At 69.4% G+C, this 17665-nt stretch carries 12 protein-coding genes and 4 pseudogenes; 11 read left to right on the top strand and 5 right to left on the bottom strand.

Going from position 1 to position 17665, the window contains the following annotated elements; genetic code table 11:
* Positions 1-2 precede the first annotated feature (2 nt).
* Both ACH4TP_RS32845 and ACH4TP_RS32840 read left to right on the top strand, forming a co-directional pair.
* Positions 3-1206 (top strand): annotated as a pseudogene (locus ACH4TP_RS32845) (IS3 family transposase).
* Positions 1207-1282: 76 nt separating this feature from the next.
* Positions 1283-1845 (top strand): annotated as a pseudogene (locus ACH4TP_RS32840) (IS630 family transposase); the annotation flags it as partial.
* On the opposite strand, the gene ACH4TP_RS32835 reads toward ACH4TP_RS32840, so the two are convergent.
* Both ACH4TP_RS32835 and ACH4TP_RS32830 read right to left on the bottom strand, forming a co-directional pair.
* Entirely contained in the window at positions 1840-2358 is a 519-nt protein-coding gene (locus ACH4TP_RS32835) for a hypothetical protein (RefSeq protein WP_398440032.1), read from the bottom strand. The pseudogene ACH4TP_RS32840 and the gene ACH4TP_RS32835 overlap by 6 nt on opposite strands.
* Positions 2331-3669: pseudogene (locus ACH4TP_RS32830) on the bottom strand (IS256 family transposase). The gene ACH4TP_RS32835 and the pseudogene ACH4TP_RS32830 overlap by 28 nt, the downstream one beginning before the upstream one ends.
* 105 nt (positions 3670-3774) lie before the next feature.
* Here ACH4TP_RS32830 and ACH4TP_RS32825 point away from each other — a divergent pair.
* Positions 3775-4377: pseudogene (locus ACH4TP_RS32825) on the top strand (IS630 family transposase); the annotation flags it as partial.
* Positions 4378-4436: 59 nt separating this feature from the next.
* Here ACH4TP_RS32825 and ACH4TP_RS32820 read toward each other — a convergent pair.
* A complete protein-coding gene (locus tag ACH4TP_RS32820) occupies positions 4437-5534 on the bottom strand; it encodes a haloacid dehalogenase-like hydrolase (RefSeq protein ID WP_398439988.1) in 1098 nt (365 codons plus the stop codon).
* Between the two features lie 264 nt (positions 5535-5798).
* Here ACH4TP_RS32820 and ACH4TP_RS32815 point away from each other — a divergent pair, with 264 nt between their 5' ends.
* Genes ACH4TP_RS32815 through ACH4TP_RS32805 form a run of 3 tightly spaced genes read left to right on the top strand, consistent with a single transcriptional unit; the run spans position 5799 to position 8481 of the window.
* Complete coding sequence (locus tag ACH4TP_RS32815) at positions 5799-6164, top strand: bifunctional 3-phenylpropionate/cinnamic acid dioxygenase ferredoxin subunit (RefSeq protein WP_398182895.1); 366 nt, start codon at positions 5799-5801, stop codon at positions 6162-6164.
* The gene (locus ACH4TP_RS32810; RefSeq protein ID WP_398439987.1) at positions 6161-7315 is read left to right on the top strand and encodes an NAD(P)/FAD-dependent oxidoreductase; all 1155 of its coding nucleotides are present in this window, start codon (positions 6161-6163) and stop codon (positions 7313-7315) included. Before ACH4TP_RS32815 ends, ACH4TP_RS32810 begins: the two co-directional genes overlap by 4 nt.
* A gap of 35 nt (positions 7316-7350) precedes the next feature.
* Positions 7351-8481: an aromatic ring-hydroxylating dioxygenase subunit alpha gene (locus ACH4TP_RS32805; protein WP_389233542.1), complete on the top strand. Its 1131-nt coding sequence runs from the start codon at positions 7351-7353 to the stop codon at positions 8479-8481.
* 1 nt (position 8482) lies between these two features.
* Here ACH4TP_RS32805 and ACH4TP_RS32800 read toward each other — a convergent pair whose 3' ends face one another.
* The gene (locus tag ACH4TP_RS32800) at positions 8483-9280 is read right to left on the bottom strand and encodes an IclR family transcriptional regulator (protein ID WP_052499527.1); all 798 of its coding nucleotides are present in this window, start codon (positions 9278-9280) and stop codon (positions 8483-8485) included.
* 150 nt (positions 9281-9430) lie between these two features.
* Between ACH4TP_RS32800 and betA the strand changes: the two genes are divergently transcribed.
* Positions 9431-11101, top strand: a complete 1671-nt coding sequence (betA, locus tag ACH4TP_RS32795; protein WP_398439986.1) for a choline dehydrogenase — start codon at positions 9431-9433, stop codon at positions 11099-11101.
* Positions 11102-11104: 3 nt separating this feature from the next.
* The gene (locus tag ACH4TP_RS32790) at positions 11105-11941 is read left to right on the top strand and encodes a 5,10-methylenetetrahydrofolate reductase (RefSeq protein ID WP_398439985.1); all 837 of its coding nucleotides are present in this window, start codon (positions 11105-11107) and stop codon (positions 11939-11941) included.
* A 68-nt stretch (positions 11942-12009) separates the two neighbouring features.
* Here the strand turns inward: ACH4TP_RS32790 and purU are convergent, their stop codons facing one another.
* The gene (gene purU, locus ACH4TP_RS32785; protein ID WP_398439984.1) at positions 12010-12903 is read right to left on the bottom strand and encodes a formyltetrahydrofolate deformylase; all 894 of its coding nucleotides are present in this window, start codon (positions 12901-12903) and stop codon (positions 12010-12012) included.
* Positions 12904-13108: 205 nt separating this feature from the next.
* Between purU and ACH4TP_RS32780 the strand changes: the two genes are divergently transcribed.
* Genes ACH4TP_RS32780 through ACH4TP_RS32770 form a run of 3 tightly spaced genes read left to right on the top strand, consistent with a single transcriptional unit; the run spans position 13109 to position 17660 of the window.
* Positions 13109-14578 carry an aldehyde dehydrogenase family protein gene (locus ACH4TP_RS32780; RefSeq protein WP_398182883.1) on the top strand — a complete coding sequence of 490 codons (1470 nt, stop codon included), beginning with the start codon at positions 13109-13111 and terminating at the stop codon, positions 14576-14578.
* Between the two features lie 20 nt (positions 14579-14598).
* Positions 14599-15687 (top strand): glycine betaine/L-proline ABC transporter ATP-binding protein, encoded by a 1089-nt coding sequence (locus tag ACH4TP_RS32775; RefSeq protein ID WP_398182880.1) that lies wholly within the window; start codon positions 14599-14601, stop codon positions 15685-15687.
* On the top strand, positions 15687-17660 hold the full coding sequence (locus ACH4TP_RS32770) for an ABC transporter permease (RefSeq protein WP_398439983.1): 1974 nt from the start codon (positions 15687-15689) through the stop codon (positions 17658-17660). Before ACH4TP_RS32775 ends, ACH4TP_RS32770 begins: the two co-directional genes overlap by 1 nt.
* Positions 17661-17665 lie beyond the last annotated feature (5 nt).

Genomic DNA, 17665 nt, shown 5'->3' with positions numbered 1-17665 from the left:
TCGTGGTCATGAAGAACTACCCGCCGCAGTTCAAGGCGGACGCGGTCGCGCTGTACGAGTCGCGGCCCGAGGCGACGATCAGGTCGGTCGCCGCCGATCTGGGGATCAACCCGGAGACGTTGCGGAACTGGGTCCGGGCGGCCGGCGCGAGCCGCCCCCGGGGCCGCCGGGCGGAGGCGCCGACCGAGCCGCCCACGCCGCTGGAGGCCGAGAACGCCGCTCTGCGCGAGAAGGTCCGCGATCTGGAGGAGGAACGCGAGATCCTGCGGAAGGCGGCGAAGTATTTCGCCGGGGAGACGCGCTGGTGAACCGCTTCCAGTTCGTCGCCGACCACCAGCGCCGCCACGGCGTGAAGCGGCTCTGCGTCATCCTCGGCATCGCCCGCTCGAGCTACTACTACTGGCGCCGGACAGCCACGGACCGGGGCGCCCGGCAGGCGGCCGACGTCCACCCGGCCGCCCGGATACGGGCGGTGCACCTCGATTCGGACGGCACTTACGGAGCCCCGAGGATCACCGCCGAGCTCCGGAAAACCAGCGGTGAGGCGGTCAACCACAAGCGCGTCGCCAGGCTCATGCGGGCGTCCGGGATCGAAGGGGTCCGGTTGCGCCACCGGCACCGCACCACCGTCTCCGACCCTGCAGCCGCCAAGGCGCCGGACCTGATCGGCCGCGACTTCACCGCAGGCGAGCCGAACACGAAGTACGTCGGCGACATCACCTACCTGCCCATCGACGGCGGGAAGTTCTGCTACCTGGCGACCGTCATCGACCTCGCATCGCGCCGTCTGGCCGGATGGGCGATCGCCGACACATGCGCGCGGACCTGGTGACCGACGCCCTGGCCGCGGCGATCCGCACCCGCGGCAGCCTCGCCGGATCGATCATGCACACCGACCACGGAGCCCAGTACACGAGCAGGTCCTTCGCCGAAGCCTGCAGGTCAGCAGGGGTTCGGCGGAGCATGAGCGCGGTCGGGTCCAGCGCGGACAACGCACTCGCCGAGTCCTTCAACGCGACCTTCAAACGCGAGACCCTGCAAGGACGGAAGAGCTGGCCAACCGAGCGCGAGGCCCGACTAGACGCCTTCAGATGGCTCCACCGCTACAACACCCGCCGCCGACACTCCCGCCTCGGACAACGATCACCGATCGCCTTCGAGAACGCCCTCCAACTCACACCAACTACGCTGGCACAAACCGCATAACCCGTGTCCAAGATTCGGGGTCAAGGCCCCTAGTCTTCTGAGTCAGGAATTCTGTTCAGATGTATGGGCTTGCCCTGTGGCACGTACTGGGCGGCTGAAGGCCGAGTTGATCCTGTCCGGTGAGGAACGGGCCGCGCTCGAGGGATGGGTGCGGCGTCGTTCCACGCCGCAGGCGTGGGCTCTGAGGTGCCGGATCATCCTGGCCTGCGCGGAGGGCGCCTCCAACAAGGACGTCGCGGCCCGGCTCGGCTCGACGCCGCATGCGGTGGGCCGCTGGCGGTCGAGGTTCGTCGAGCACCGGATCGCCGGCCTGGGCGACATGCCCCGGCCGGGCGGCCCTCGGTCGGTGACCGACGAGCAGGTGGCCGCGCTGGTCACCAGGACCCTGCAGTCCACCCCGAAGAACGCGACCCACTGGTCGACGCGGTCGATGGCGAAGGAACTGGGTCTGTCGCAGTCGACCGTGTCGCGGGTCTGGCGGGCTTTCGGTCTGCAGCCGCACCGCTCGGAGGCGTTCAAGCTGTCGACGGATCCGTACTTCGTCGACAAGGTCCACGACGTCGTCGGCCTCTACCTGGACCCGCCCGAGCGGAGGAATTGTCAATATGTGTGGATGACGGCTCGACGTGGCAGTCAGTCCGCGCTGAGACTGCCGGGCTTCTCCCCGCGGTAGGGGATCCATCGGTATCCAGGCTGGAAGATGACGTAGTCGTCACCGAGGCCGAGCTCGGCGTGCAGCTGCTCGGAGAGAACCAGACCGTGAATACTGCCGTCGCTGAGCTCATCCGGAGTCCAGTCGGACTTGAGATCGCCAGGGTCCAGGAAGCTTTCCGGGTCCCACCCAACCTTGGCGGCAATGTAGCCGTCGAACTTTGCGAGCAGCGCGTAGAGCTGGTGCCCCAGCTCTGTCAACTCGGCGGTGGTGAGCCGGATTCTAGGCAGGCTGCCGTCGGCGACGACGCCGAAACCGACTGCCACGGGCAGGATCGTGAGCTCGATGCAGGACTCGTCCGTGCGCAGGATTGGCCGGTGGAGTGGGATGCGGTGAGTACCCGCTCGTAGCACAAATGGTCTGGGGTCGGTCAGGGCAGCGGCCTGCGCCGCTTCGACGTTGTCGCCGAAGTTCACCACGAGCTCGAAGTAGATCGCCACCGTTGGTTTTCCTCCCGATCCCCGCCCGCGGCCTGTGCCGCGGATCCGCTCCCAGTGTCAGGCGACCTGCGACTCGGCCCGCTCGACGAGGACACCATTTTCGAACTTGGCGCCCGCGCGGACCAGAGGCACCAGGTGGGCGCCGGTGATCGCGCGCCATCGGGCCTGGGCGGACTCGACCAGCTTGAACACCATGGCGAGCGCCGCGGCCGGGCTGCCGGCCCCGCGGGTGACCTTGGTCCGCAGCTTGACGGTCGAGAATGTCGACTCGATGGGGTTCGTGGTCCGCAGGTGAATCCAGTGCTCGGCCGGAAAGTCGTAGAACGCCAGCAGTTCCTCGGCGTCGTCGGTGATCTTCGCGACGGCCTTGGGCCACTTCGCGCCGTAGCTGCGGGAGAACGCCTCGATCGCCTTCTCGGCGTGGGCGCGGTCCTCGGCGTTGTAGATCTCCTGCATCGCCCTGGTCGCGCTCGGCTGGGCCGACTTCGGCAGGGCATTGGTGATGTTCCGGGATTTGTGGACCCAGCAGCGCTGGTGCCGGGCGGCGGGGAACACCTCGGCCAGTGCGTTCCACAGGCCCATCGCTCCGTCGCCGATGACGAGCTCGGGGTCGCGCATGCCGCGCCGGCGGCAGCCGCGTAGCAGGTCGGCCCACGACTCGGTGGACTCCCGTAGTCCCTCGGCGAGCGCAATCAGTTCCTTCGTGCCGTCGAGACGGACGCCGAGCAGGACCAGGACGCACGAGTGCGCCTGGCCGAGCCGGACCTTCGGGTGGACGCCGTCGGCCCACACGTAGACGAAGTCTCGGTCGGAAAGGTCCCGGTCCTGGAAGGCGGCGTGGTCGTCGCTCCACTGCTTTGTCAGCCGGGTCACGGTCGCCGGCGATAGCCCGGCCGTGCCGCCGAGGAACTGCTCCAGTGCGGGCACGAAGTCCCCCGAGGACAGGCCGTGCAGATAGAGCAGCGGCAGCACCTCCGAGATCTTCGGGGACTTGCGACACCACGGGGCCAGGATCTTGGAGGAGAAACGCCTGCGTTCGCCGGTGGCCTCGTCGATGCGGCGGTCGTTCACGCGCGGAGCCTTGACCTCGACGGGCCCGGCCGCGGTGACCACGGTCCGGGGCCGGTGATGGCCGTTGCGGACGACCAGGCGCCGGCCGTCCTGGTCGGTCTCAGCCGCCAACTCGGCTATGTACTGGTTGACTTCCGCTTCCAGTGCGGCAGCAAGCATCCTTCGGGCGCCCTCGCGGACGATCTCGTCGATCAGGGATCCGGACTGGGTGGAACCGTCGTCGGTGACTACGCTGAGCACGGGCGTACCTTCCCGACCCGCGCTGCAACGCGGGCCTACTCGGGCATCTTCAAGGGATCATTCGGGAAGGTACGCCCTTGGCGTCCGGCCCGGGGCCGATCCACAGGTCTTGAGCATTGCTCGCCCGAGCGGGCCCTGGTCTTCTGCGTGGACGAGAAGTCGCAGATCCAGGCCCTGGACCGCTCTCAGCCGGTGCTGCCGATGATGCCCGGAGTGCCGCAACGCGTCACGCACGACTACGTCCGGGCCGGCACCACCACCCTGTTCGCCACCCTGGAGGTCGCCACCGGCAAGGTGATCGGTTCCCTGCACCGGCGCCACCGGGCCGAGGAGTTCAAGAATTTCCTCATCAAGCTCGACCGGGAAGTGCCAGCCGGTCTCGCCGTCCACCTGGTGCTGGACAATTACGCCACTCACAAGACCCCGGCCATCAAGACCTGGCTGCTGGCCCACCCGCGGTTCCACCTGCACTTCACGCCGACCGGGTCGTCCTGGCTCAACCTGGTGGAGCGGTGGTTCGCCGAGCTGACGAACAAGCAGATACGGCGAGGCGTCCACAAGACCGTCCAGGCCCTGGAGCAGGACATCCGGACCTGGATCGCCACCTGGAACACGGACCCCAGGCCCTACGTCTGGACCAAGACCGCGGACGAGATCCTCGAACGCCTCGCCTCATATCTGAACAGAATTCCTGACTCAGAAGACTAGGCCCACGGGCGGAAGGGGCGGGGAGCCGCGGCTCCCCACCCCTTCGCCTGCCTCGCCCGTCAGCCGCCGATCTCCGCCGGCTTGACCGTCACCCACTTCCGGTCCGCGTCGACGGTCTCGCCCGCCGCCTTCTGCTCGGCGGACCGCTTCTCCTTCTCAGCCTCCAGCCGGTCGGTGTACGCCTGCTTGCGGTTGACCCACAGGCGGGCGCCGCCCGCTTTGGCGTCGGAGTAGAAGAGCATCCACCAGTCGCTGGGGGAGTCGCCGGCGACGAGGACCGGCCGTTCGTACTCCGCGATGTAGTCGTGGATGCCGGCGAGCTTTCCGACGTACCAGGTTCCCGGGGTCCACAGATAGGGCGTGACGACCTGCCGCCGGTAGCGCTCGGTGCCGTACTCCGCGCCGAACGTGCCCTGCTCGATCTGCTTGCGCGCGGTGGTGAGGCGGCCGGTCTCGGGGTCCTTGAGCAGCGTCGTGACGCCGATGACGTTTTCCGGCGGGACGCCGAGACCGTACTTCGGGTCCGACACGACCATGCGCACGAGTTCCTCGTGGGCGGCGGTCATCACGTAGACGCGGATGCCGTGTTCCTGAAGGCCGCGGATCAGCTCGCGCTGACCCGCGTAGACGTGCGGCGGGTTCACGGTGCTGTGCACCGTCCTGCCGGCGTCGTCGTAGCTGACCGGGATCGGCTTGCCGTAGGCGTACAGCTCGTCGACGTACCGCTTCAGCTCGCCGAGCGTCAGGCCCGAGAACACCTGGGCGATCCACGGGTAGCAGACCTTGTCGTCGATCTCGCAGAGCCGGTTGTAGTAGCCGTAGAGGCTCTCGCCCGCCCGGAACGGTACGAGGCGCAGCGAGGGGTCGACGGTGTCCGGCGTGAGCACGCCCTTCATTTCGAGGAAGGGCAGCAGCGACTCCTCGAGGTCGTACCGCCAGATGGTGTTGTCGGCGTCGAAGACGGCGTAGCGGCCCTGGCCTTCGAACCTGTCGATGAGCTTTTCGAGCCGGTCGCCCTGGGCCCGGGGCCAGTCGGCCAGTTCGACGGTGGGCCGGCCGGAGGTGTCGGACGCCGCCGTGACGGGTGGGACCGCGGTGGTGCGGGCGGCCGTGGCCGTGGCGCCGGTGAGAACCACCGACAGGACGGCCGCGGTCACGGCGAGAAGGGGACGAGCAGGTACGCGCATGCGGCATCGGCTCCGGAAGTCGGGGGGAGGTGAGTTGCGCGATACGCAACGCAGTGCACTGTTTGATCCCCAGAGTGAAGTGGTGGCGGGCCTGTCGCGTCAAGGCTCGCGACCGCCTTCTTCGCCTGCCCGCCGCCGCGTTCGACTCCTTGACAAGGTATGGGGCCACCTCCAGACTGAGTTGCGTAAAACGCAATCCGTTTCGCTATACGCTACGCACGCGACCGAGGTGTCATGATGATTCCCGTGTGCCGACTCGCGGATCTGCCGCGCGGCGAGGCCTATCGGCTCGATGTCGAGCCGCCTGTCGCGGTGTTCCACACCGAGGATGGCGAGGTCCTCGCCATCGACGACACCTGTACCCACCAGGACGCCTCGCTCGCGGACGGCTGGCTGGAAGGGTGCGAGGTCGAATGTCCGCTGCATGCCTCCAAGTTCGACCTGCGGACCGGGGCGGTCGACGCTCCGCCGGCCAAACTGCCCGTCCGGACCCATCAGGTGGTCGTCGACGACGGCATGATCTACGTGCGGCCCTCCGAGGCCGCGCCCCATCTGCCCCCCTGTGTCGCGGCCCGGCTCGGCGCCGGAGGCCCGGCGTGAGGACCGTGGCCGTCGTGGGCGCCTCCCTGGCCGGACTGTCGGCCGCGCGAGCGCTGCGGAAGCAGGGCTACGACGGGCGGCTGGTCCTCATCGGGGACGAACCGCACCGCCCGTACGACCGGCCGCCGTTGTCGAAGGAGTTCCTCGCCGGCCGCATCGGCGAGGCCGACCTCGCCCTTGAGGCGGACGGAGAGGATCTCGGCGCCGAGTGGCTGCTGGGCGTCCGGGCCGCCGGGCTCGACCGCGCCGACCGGTCGGTGCGGCTCGCGGACGGCCGTACCGTGCGGGCCGACGGCATCGTCATCGCCACCGGAGCGGCGGCGCTCACCCTGCCCGGGAGCGAGGGCCTCGCCGGGGTCCACACCCTGCGCACCCTGGACGACGCCCGTGCCCTGCGGGACGAACTGGCCCGCGGCGGACGGCTGGTGGTGATCGGCGGCGGCTTCATCGGCGCCGAGGTCGCTTCCACCGCGTACGCCCTCGGCCTCGACGTCACCGTGATCGAGGCGGCCCCCACCCCGCTGGCCGGTCCGCTCGGCGAGACCATGGGCGGCGTCGTCTCCGCGCTGCACGCCGACCACGGCGTACGGCTGCTGTGCGGCGTGGGCGTCAAGGGGCTGAGCGGGGAGCGCCGGGTGGACGCCGTCCTGCTGGAGGACGGCCGCAGCGTGCCCGCGGACACCGTCGTCGTCGGCGTGGGCGCCCGCCCCTGCGTCGAATGGCTGGAAGGTTCCGGCGTCGCGCTCGACAACGGCGTGACGTGCGGCGCCGACGGCCGCACCAGCCTGGCCGGGGTGGTCGCCGTCGGCGACTGCGCCAACTGGTACGACCCGCACACCGGAAGCCACCGCAGGGTCGAGCACTGGACCGGCGCGCTGGAACGGCCCGCCGCCGCCGTGGCCGCGCTGCTCGCGCACGGCGCGACGGAGCCGGGCGTGCCCCGGCCGCCGTACTTCTGGTCCGACCAGTACGGCGTGAAGATCCAGTTCGTCGGCCACGCCGCCGGGGCCGACAGCGTCACGGTCGAGGAAGGCGCCACCGACGAGCGCAGCTTCCTCGCCGTCTACCGGCGGGCCGGCACGCCGGTCGCCGTCCTCGGGATGAACCAGCCGCGGCTGTTCACCCGCTGGCGCAAGCAGTTCACCGCGTGAACGACCCCTCCACGACGTATCCAGAGGAGTGCACCGTGACATCGACCGGTCTGCCGGACAGTCTGATCGCCACCCTCCCCGGCTCCTCCTACACGGATCCGGCGATCTTCGCCCAGGAGCAGGAGCGCATATTCGAGACCATGTGGTTCTGCGTCGCGCGCGCCTCGGAACTGGCGAAGCCCGGCGCCTTCCGCACCGTCGACGTGGGCCGCGAGAGCATCCTCGTCACCCGCGCGAGGGACAACTCCATCCGCGCCTACTTCAATGTGTGCCGGCATCGCGGAGCCAAGCTCTGCACCGAGGAGACCGGCGAGGTCAAGCGCGCCTTCCAATGCCCGTACCACGCCTGGACGTACGACCTGAACGGCAAGCTCGTCGCCGCGCCCAACCTCACCAAGATGCCCGACGTCGGCCGCACCGAGTACGGCCTGGTGGGCGTGGCCGTCCGTGAATGGCTCGGATACGTCTGGGTCTGCCTGGCGGAGAACCCGCCCTCCTTCGAGGAGGACGTCATCGGCGCGGCCGTCACCCGTCTCGGCGACGTGGAGTCGATCGAGCGCTACGGCGTCGAGAACCTCTCGGTCGGCAGGCGGATCGTCTACGACGTCAAGGCCAACTGGAAGCTCATCGTCGAGAACTTCATGGAGTGCTACCACTGCGCCACCATCCATCCCGAACTCACCGAGGTGCTGCCCGAGTTCGCGGACGGCTACGCGGCCCAGTACTACGTCGGCCACGGCGCCGCGTTCGGCGAGGAGATCCGGGGCTTCACCGTCGACGGCTCGGAGGGCCTCGACCGCATCCCCGGGGTGACGGAGGAGCAGGACCGCCGCTACTACGCGATCACCGTCAAGCCGCAGGTCTTCATCAATCTCATCCCCGACCACGTCATCTTCCACCGGATGTACCCGGTGGCCGCCGACCGCACGATCGTCGAGTGCGACTGGCTCTATCTCCCGCACGTCGTCGAGAGCGGCAAGGACGTCAGCCGCTCCGTGGAACTCTTCGACCGGGTCAACCGCCAGGACTTCGACGCATGCGAGCGCACGCAGCCCGGCATGAGCTCCCGCATGTACGCCAAGGGCGGCGTGCTGGTGCCCAGCGAGCACCATATCGGGGCCTTCCACGACTGGGTGAACGAGCGCCTGGGCAACCCCCAGGGGTGACTCAGCCCATGTAACCCATCCGGTGGCTGATCTCCTCCGCACCCTTGAGCAGCACCGGGGAGAGCTCGTGCAGGCGCTCCTCGGTGAAGCGGTACGAGGGCCCGGAGGCGCTGAGCGCGGCGATGACCGTGCCGTCCCGGCCGCGGATCGGGGCTGCCATCGCATGCAGACCGATCTCCAGCTCCTCCAGGGTCCACGCGTAGCCGCGCTCGCGGGCCTCGGCGAGGTTCTTCTCCAGCTTCGTCCTCGAAGTGAGGGTGTGCGGAGTGGACTTCTTCAGGCCCGCCTCGGCCAGCAGCGCGGCGCGCTCCTCGGCGGGCAGGTGGGCCAGCAGGATCTTGCCGCTGGAGGTGGCATGCAACGGGGTCAGCTGGCCGACCCAGTTGTGCGCGGTGACGGCCCCGGGGCCGCGTACCTGGCAGAGGTTGATCGCATAGTGCTCCTGCATGACGGCGATGTTGACCGTCTCGCCGATCTCCTCGGCGAGGCGCTCGCAGACCGGTCGGCCCTGCTGGGTGATGTCGATGCGGCCGGTGACCGCACCGGCCAGGCGGACGATCCCGAAGCCGAGCCGGTACTTGCCCCGATCGCCCGCCTGCTCCACCAGGCCGCGCGCCTCCAGGGCGCCGAGCAGGCGGAACGCGGTGGACTTGTGGACGTCGATCTCGGCGGCCACCTCGCTGACGCCCGCCTCGCCGCGCTGGGCCAGGATCTCGAGGACGCTGATGGCGCGGTCGACCGACTGCACTCCACCGGCCGGCGAGTTCGACGCTTCGCTGTCTTGGCTGTGGTTGCTCATGGCGAAACTATACGCGCGGTAAACAACGTCCTCGCAAGCCTCGAAGCCCGAATTAAAACCCCGCAAGTTGCGTTGTTCGCAACCTGGTGCGCATTGCGATACCTGATTAACATGCCCCGCATATCTACGGCGCGAGCGAGACGAGGCACTATGGCTCCCCTGCAATACGACTTCGTCATTGTCGGCGGCGGATCGGCCGGCAGCGCACTGGCGAACAGGCTCTCCGCGGACCCGGCGAACCGGGTGCTGGTACTGGAGGCCGGCCGCTCCGACTACCCGTGGGACGTCTTCATCCACATGCCCGCGGCGCTGACCTACCCGATCGGCAGCCGCTTCTACGACTGGAAGTACGAGTCCGAGCCCGAGCCCCACATGGGCGGCCGGCGCATCTACCACGCGCGCGGCAAGGTGCTCGGCGGCTCCAGCAGCATCAACGGCATGATCTTCCAGCGCGGCAACCCCATGGACTACGAGCGCTGGGCCGCCGACCCCGGCATGGAGACCTGGGACTACGCCCACTGCCTGCCGTACTTCCGACGGATGGAGAACTGCCTCGCCGCCGACCCGGACGACGAGTTCCGCGGTCACGACGGCCCCCTCGTCCTCGAACGCGGCCCCGCGACCAACCCGCTCTTCGACGCCTTCTTCAAGGCCACCCAGGAGGCGGGCTACGCCCCCACCGACGACGTCAACGGGTACCGGCAGGAAGGCTTCGCCAAGTTCGACCGCAACGTCCACCGCGGCCGCCGCCTGTCGGCCTCCAAGGCGTACCTCAAGCCGGTCATGAAGCGGCCCAACCTCACCGTCAGGACCCGCTCGCTCGTGACCCGCGTGCTCTTCGAGGGCAAGAAGGCCGTCGGCGTCGAGTACCAGCGCGGCAAGGGCGCCCTCCAGCGGGTCCGCGCCAAGGAGGTCATCCTGTGCGGCGGCGCGATCAACTCCCCGCAGCTGCTGCAGCTCTCCGGCGTCGGCAACGCTCAGGAGCTGAGCGCCCTCGGCATCGACGTCGTACACGATCTGCCGGGCGTCGGCGAGAACATGCAGGACCACCTGGAGGTCTACGTCCAGTACGCCTGCAAGCAGCCGGTCTCCATGCAGCCGTACATGGCGAAATGGCGGGCCCCCTTCATCGGCCTGCAGTGGCTGTTCCGCAAGGGCCCGGCCGCCACCAACCACTTCGAGGGCGGCGGCTTCGCCCGCAGCAACGAGGACGTGGACTACCCCAACCTGATGTTCCACTTCCTGCCGGTCGCGGTCCGCTACGACGGCTCCTCGCCGGCCGGCGGCCACGGCTACCAGGTGCACGTGGGACCCATGTACTCCGACGCCATCGGCTCGGTGAAGATCAAGAGCAGGGACCCGCGCGAGCACCCGGCGCTGCGCTTCAACTACCTCTCCACCGAGCAGGACCGCCGGGAGTGGGTCGAGGCCATCCGCGTCTCCCGCAGGATCCTCGGCCAGCCCGCGATGTCCCCGTACAACGACGGGGAGATCTCGCCCGGCCCGGAGGTCGAGACGGACGAGGAGATCCTCGCCTGGGTCGCCAAGGAGGGCGAGACCGCCCTGCACCCGTCCTGCACCTGCAAGATGGGCACCGACGAGATGTCCGTCGTCGACCCCACCAGCATGCGCGTGCACGGCCTGGAAGGCATCCGCGTGGTCGACGCGTCGGTGATGCCGTACGTCACCAACGGCAACATCTACGCACCGGTGATGATGATCGCCGAGAAGGCCGCCGACCTGATCCTCGGCAAGGAGCCGCAGGCGCCGTCGAAGGCCGCGTACTACCGCCTCCGTGACGCCCGGAAGCAGGTCGGGTAGACCTTGGCCACCGCCGGACTGAGGGCGCTCCTCGACAGCGTCCGCTACGAGGTGCTGCCCGCGAAGGCGACCGAGGACAAGGTCCTCGCCCATGTGCCGCGCGACGTCGTCGTCACCGTGACGGCGTCGCCGGTCAAGGGCCTGGAACCGACCCTCGACCTCGCCGGGCGGCTCGCGGCGAACGGCTACCGCGTCGTCCCGCACGTGCCCGCGCGGCTGCTGCGGGACGAGGCGCACCTGAAGGACGTCGTCGACCGGCTGCGCGGGGCGGGCGTGGACGACGTCTTCGTCCCCGCGGGCGACGCCGATCCGCCCGCCGGGACCTACGACGGGGCGCTGCCGGTTCTGCGCGGGCTGAGCGAGCTGGGCCGGCCCTTCGCCCGCGTCGGCGTCACCGGTTATCCCGAGAGCCATCCGCTCATCCACGACGACGTCACCATCCAGGCCATGTGGGACAAGCGCGAGCACGCCACGTACATCGTGAGCAACCTCTGCTTCGACCCGCGGGTGCTGGGGGAGTGGATCGCCCGGATACGGCGCCGGGAGGTCACCCTGCCCGTCCACTTGGGCGTCGCGGGGCCCGTGCAGCGGGCGAAGCTGCTGACGATGGCGACGAAGATCGGCGTGGGCGAGTCGACGCGCTTCCTGACCCGGCACGCCTCGTGGTTCCTGCGGTTCGCGACACCCGGCGGCTACTCGCCCGACAGACTGCTGGCGCGCGGCGGGAAGGCGCTCACCGCGCCGTCGGCGGGGGTGGCCGGGCTGCACCTGTTCACGTTCAACCAGATCGCGGAGACGGAACGGTGGCGCCGTGCCGTGATCGACCGGCTCGGAAGCTGAACACGGGCGTCGTACGGCGTGAGGGGGCGGGGCTGGAAGACCAGCCCCGCCCCCTCGTGCCGTACCGCTCAGCGGAAGACCACCGTGCGGTTGTCGTACACCATGACGCGGCTCTCGCTGTGCCACTTCACCGCGTGCGCGAGGACCTGTGCCTCCACGTCCCGTCCGACCGTGACCAGGTCCCCGGGGTCGAGCGAGTGGTCCACCCTGACCACGTCCTGCTCGATGATCTGTCCCTCGTCCAGGTCCGGTGTCACGTAGTGCGCCGTCGCGCCGACGAGCTTCACGCCGCGGGCGTAGGCCTGCTCGTACGGGCGCGCGCCCTTGAAACTGGGCAGGAAGGAGTGGTGGATGTTGATGGCGCGGCCTTCGAGCCGCTTGCACAGGTCGTCGGAGAGGATCTGCATGTAGCGGGCCAGCACGACCAGGTCGATGTCCAGCTCGCCTACCAGCTCCATCAGGCGTGCCTCGGCCTCGGCCTTGGTGTCCTTGGTGACCGGGATGTGGTGGAAGGGGATGCCGTAGGTCTCCGCCAGTCCCTCGAAGTCCCGGTGGTTGGAGACGATCGCGGGGATCTCGATGTTGAGGGCACCGGTGCGCCGGCGAAAGAGCAGATCGTTGAGGCAGTGGCCGAACCTGGACACCATGATGAGCGTCCGGGTCGGGGTCGACGCCTCGCTCAGGGTCCAGTCGATGCGGTAGGCCTCGGCGACGGGACCGAATCGGTAACGCAGGTTTTTCGCATTCGTGTCCGGGTCGGAGACGTCGAAGTGGACCCTCATGAAGAAACGGCCCTGGAGTCGATCGTCGAACTGCTGGCTTTCCACGATGTTTCCCGAGTTCCTGACGAGGAAGCCGCTCACCGCGTGGACCAGTCCGGCGCTGTCGGGACACGAGAGGGTGAGGACGTATTCACGCCCGGGCTGCGGTCGAGGGTACTTGGGGGACACAGCGACCTCCATTGGTGCGTCATGCACAACATGGTGAGCGATGCGCAACATGGTCGGCTCGACTCCCCTTGCGGTCAAGGGTGGTTGCGCAAGTACCGGCCCGGCGAAATCGTCATGCGCCGACCTCTTGACGCAGGTCTGCAGGTTCGCCAAGGTGTTCCACCACAAGCAATTGAATGCATGATGCGCAACGCATTTCGGCTGAAGGGCTTGGCGCGTGGCAGATCTGTATGTGGGTGGGGAATGGCGGGACCCGGTGGCCGGTGGGTGCCGGGAGATCCGCTGTCCCGCTGACGGCTCGCTCACCGCGACCGTCTCGGAAGGGACGCGCCCCGACACCGAGGCGGCGATCGCCGCGGCCCGCCGGGCCTTCGACGAGGGCCCCTGGCCGCGCACCTCCGAGCGGGAGCGCGGCGCACTGCTGCTGCGCACCGCCGACCTCATCGAGCGCGACGCCAAGGAGTTCGCCCGCGCCGAGTCGCTGGACACCGGCAAGCGGCTGGTGGAGAGCGAGTACGACATCGCTGACGTCGTCTCCTGCTTCCGCTACTACGGCGGGATCGGCGGCATCGACGCCGGGCGTGTGATCGACACCGGCCGCGACGACGCCATGAGTCGCGTCGTCTACGAGCCGATCGGCGTGTGCGGGCTGATCACCCCCTGGAACTACCCGCTGCTTCAGGCGAGCTGGAAGGTCGCCCCGGCGCTCCTCGCCGGCAACACGATCGTCCTCAAGCCCAGTGAACTCACCCCCTCCACCTCGATCCTGCTGATGAAGGCGCTGGAGGAGGCCGGGCTCCCGGCCGGCGCCGCCAACCTCGTCCTGGGTGCCGGCCCCGAGGCGGGCGCCCCGCTCTCCGAGGACCCCGCCGTCGACATGGTCTCCTTCACGGGCGGCCTGGAGACCGGCAAGCGGATCATGGCCGCCGCCGCGGCGACCGTGAAGAAGGTGGCGCTGGAGCTCGGCGGCAAGAACCCCAACGTGGTCTTCGCCGACGCCGACTTCGAGACGGCCGTGGACTTCGCTCTCACGGCCGTCTTCCTGCATTCCGGGCAGGTCTGCTCGGCCGGCGCCCGGCTGATCGTCGAGGACTCGCTGCACGACCGGTTCGTCGACGAGGTCGTCCGCCGCGCCCGGCGGATCCGCCTCGGCGGGCCCTTCGACCCCGAGGCCGAGACCGGAGCGCTGATCTCCGCGCGGCACCGGGAGAAGGTCGAGGCGTACGTCGCGGCAGGCCTCGCCGAGGGCGCCGTACTGCGCTGCGGCGGTGAACGGCCCGGCGATCCGGCCCTCGGAGGAGGCTTCTACTACCCGCCGACCGTCCTCGACGAGTGCCGGCAGGACATGCGCGTCGTGCACGAGGAGTCCTTCGGACCCGTGCTCACCGTCGAGCGCTTCACCGACGAGGACGACGCCGTACGCATCGCCAACGACACCGAGTACGGACTCGCCGGAGCCGTGTGGACGCAGGACGCAGGCAAGGCCCAGCGGGTCGCCCGGCGGCTGCGCCACGGCACGGTGTGGATCAACGACTACCACCCCTACGTGCCGCAAGCGGAATGGGGTGGCTTCGGGCACTCGGGCGTGGGCCGGGAGCTGGGACCGACCGGCCTGAACGAGTACCGAGAGCCCAAACACGTCTGGCAGAACATCCAACCCCGGCCGCAACACTGGTTCCGCGGCTGAATGCCGAAGAGAGGTCGACCATGACCCCAACGCAGACCGAGGTGTCGCAGCGGCACGGCGCGCACCAGGATTCGTACGGCACTCCGGTCATATCCGTGCGCCGGCTGTGGAAGGTGTTCGGGCCGAAGGCCGACCAGGTACCGGACTCCGAGGAGCTGCGCGGCCTCACCCGCCGCGAGCTCATGGACCGCACCGGGTGCACCGCCGCCGTCCGCGACGTCGACTTCGACGTCCGCAAGGGCGAGGTGTTCGTCGTCATGGGCCTGTCCGGCTCGGGCAAGTCCACGCTGGTGCGATGTCTGACCCGACTGATCGAACCCACCGCCGGTGAGCTCGTCTTCGAGGGCGAGGACATCCGCGAGGCGGACGGCAGGCGCCTGCGCGATCTGCGGCGCCGCAAGTTCTCCATGGTCTTCCAGCACTTCGGGCTGCTGCCCCACCGCCGGGTGGTGGACAACGTGGCCTTCGGTCTGGAGATCCGCGGCATGAGCAGGGCCGAGCGCACCGCGCGGGCCCTGGAGGTCGTCGAACTGGTCGGTCTCGCAGGTTACGAGAACTCCTACCCCGACCAGCTCTCGGGCGGCATGCAGCAGCGCGTCGGCCTCGCCCGGGCGCTGGCCGGCGACCCCGACGTGCTCTTCTTCGACGAGCCCTTCTCGGCACTCGACCCGCTGATCCGCCGCGACATGCAGAACGAGGTCATCCGGCTGCACCGCGAGGTCGGCAAGACGATGGTCTTCATCACCCACGACCTCTCCGAGGCGCTCAAGCTGGGCGACCGCATCCTGATCATGCGCGACGGCAGGACGGTCCAGTGCGGCACCGGCGACGAGCTGGTGGGCGCCCCGGCCGACGACTACGTCCGCGAGTTCGTCAAGGACGTGCCGCGCGGCGACGTGCTCACCCTGCGGTGGATCATGCGCCCGGTGGGGCCCCATGACGCCCTGGACGGTCCCGAACTGGGCCCGGACGTCGTGGTGAAGGAGGCCACCCGGGCGGTACTGGCGGCCGACAGGCCGGTCAAGGTCGTGGAGGACGGCAAGCTGCTCGGCATCGTCGGCGACGAGGAGATCCTCGCGGTGGTCGCCGGGCGGGAAGGCGGCGCGTGATGGCCGTCGCCCTGGAGAAGTCCGCCCCCCTGGCCGGCGGGCGCAGGGTCGGCCGGCGGGCGCTGGTGGCCGCGATCCTGGCCGCCTGGCTGCTGCTCTTCGTGGTCCTCCGCGGAAAGCAGACCCTGACCCTGGCGGCGGCGGACCTCACCGACCTGCACCGGTGGTTCAACGACGTCAACGACTCGATCGGCGCGGACCGCAACTCCAACCCGCTCTTCCTCTACTTCTTCAACGAGATCCGCCTGGTCATCGACAACCTGGTGACCTTCGTCCAGCACCTGATCTCACAGCCCCCCGCCGGCCGCCCCGTCCCGCAGATCGGATGGCTCGGCGTCGTCGGCATCGCGGGCTACGTCTCCTGGGCCGTGGGCAACTGGCGGGTCGCCCTCCTGGCCGTGGCGGGCTTCACCTTCCTGGGGCTGCAAGGGCTGTGGCAGGAGAGCATGGACACTCTGTCGCTCACCCTCTCCGCGGTCTTCGTGGCGCTGCTGTTCGCGATCCCGCTGGGCGTGGGGGCGGGGCTGTCCGACCGGTTCAACCGGATCGTGACGCCCTTCCTGGACTTCATGCAGACGATGCCGACCTTCGTCTACCTGGCCCCGCTGACCCTGTTCTTCCTCATCGGCGGGGCCTCCGCCACGATCGCCACCGTGATCTACGCGGCACCGCCCGCGATCCGCATCACCGCGCATGCCATCCGCTCCGTCCCCGAGACCACCGTCGAGGCCGCCGCATCGCTGGGCGCGACACGAGGCCAGACCCTGCTGAAGGTCCTGCTGCCCATGTCCAAGCGGACCGTGGTGATGGGCGTCAACCAGTCGATCATGGCTGCCCTGGCCATGGTGACCATCGCCGCGCTGATCGACGCGCCCGGCCTCGGCAAGACCGTCATCCAGGCCCTCCAGTCGCTCGACGTGGGAACGGCCTTCAACGCGGGACTCGCCATCGTCGTCATGGCGATCGTCCTCGACCGGGTCACCACGGCGGCCGGCGCCCGCGAGGAGGCGGCCCGGCGTTCGAAGAACCGCCTCCTCGCGTGGCGCAGGCCGCTGCTCGGCGCGGGAGCGGCGGCCACCGCGGTCCTCGTTTACCTGTCGCACACCTATGTATGGGCGGCGGATTTCCCCGGCGACGGCGGTATCGGCGGTTCCGTCGCGCGCGCGGCGGACACCGTGACGACCTGGGTGCAGGACAACCTCTCGGGCCTCACCAACGCCTTCCGCGACGGCATCACCAGCGGCCTGCTCAATCCGCTCCAGACGCTGCTCACCGACTCCCCGTGGTGGCTCGTCGGCGCGGTGCTGATCGCACTCGGCGCCGTGCTCGGCGGTTGGCGGGCCGGGGTCACCACGGCCGTGTGCGTGGGTCTGCTGGTCGGCACCGGCCTGTGGTCGGACGCCATGACGACGCTGGCGTCGACCCTCGTGGCGACGGTGCTGGTCATGCTGCTCGGCATCGTCCTCGGGGTGTGGATGGGGCGCAGCATGCTCGTGGACCGGCTGCTGCGGCCCTCCCTGGACGCGGCGCAGGTCATGCCGCCGTTCGTCTACCTCGTGCCGTTCCTGGCGCTGTTCGGCGCGACCCGCTTCACGGCCATCGTCGCCGCGGTCGTCTACGCGGTGCCGGTCGCCATCAAGATCATCGCGGACGGGGTGCGGGCCGTGCCCGGGACCACCGTCGAGGCGGCCGTGTCCGCCGGGTGCAACACCTGGCAGATCATCACCAAGGTCCAACTGCCGATGTCACGCGGCGCCCTGACGCTCGCCACCAACCAGGGCCTGATCTACGTGCTGTCGATGGTCGTCGTGGGCGGCCTGGTGGGGGCGGGCGCCCTCGGCTACGACGTCGTGGCCGGATTCTCGCAGGGCCAGCTGTACGGGAAGGGGCTCGCGGCGGGACTCGCCATCGTCCTTCTCGGAGTCATGTTCGACCGGATCACCCAGGCGGCGGCGCGACGCGCGAGTGCGTAAGGAGC

Origin of the sequence: Streptomyces sp. NPDC021012 (assembly GCF_044333355.1) — a bacterium.
GTDB lineage: Bacteria > Actinomycetota > Actinomycetes > Streptomycetales > Streptomycetaceae > Streptomyces.
Note: the sequence above shows the minus strand (reverse complement) of the source record. Positions and strands in the feature narration are given on the sequence as shown.

Coding starts and splice junctions, on each gene's coding strand:
- ACH4TP_RS32815 (WP_398182895.1), top strand. CDS start 5,799: ATGATGATTCCCGTGTGCCGACTCGCGGATCTGCCGCGCGGCGAGGCC.
- ACH4TP_RS32800 (WP_052499527.1), bottom strand. CDS start 9,280: ATGAGCAACCACAGCCAAGACAGCGAAGCGTCGAACTCGCCGGCCGGT.
- betA (WP_398439986.1), top strand. CDS start 9,431: ATGGCTCCCCTGCAATACGACTTCGTCATTGTCGGCGGCGGATCGGCC.
- purU (WP_398439984.1), bottom strand. CDS start 12,903: ATGGAGGTCGCTGTGTCCCCCAAGTACCCTCGACCGCAGCCCGGGCGT.
- ACH4TP_RS32775 (WP_398182880.1), top strand. CDS start 14,599: ATGACCCCAACGCAGACCGAGGTGTCGCAGCGGCACGGCGCGCACCAG.
- ACH4TP_RS32770 (WP_398439983.1), top strand. CDS start 15,687: ATGGCCGTCGCCCTGGAGAAGTCCGCCCCCCTGGCCGGCGGGCGCAGG.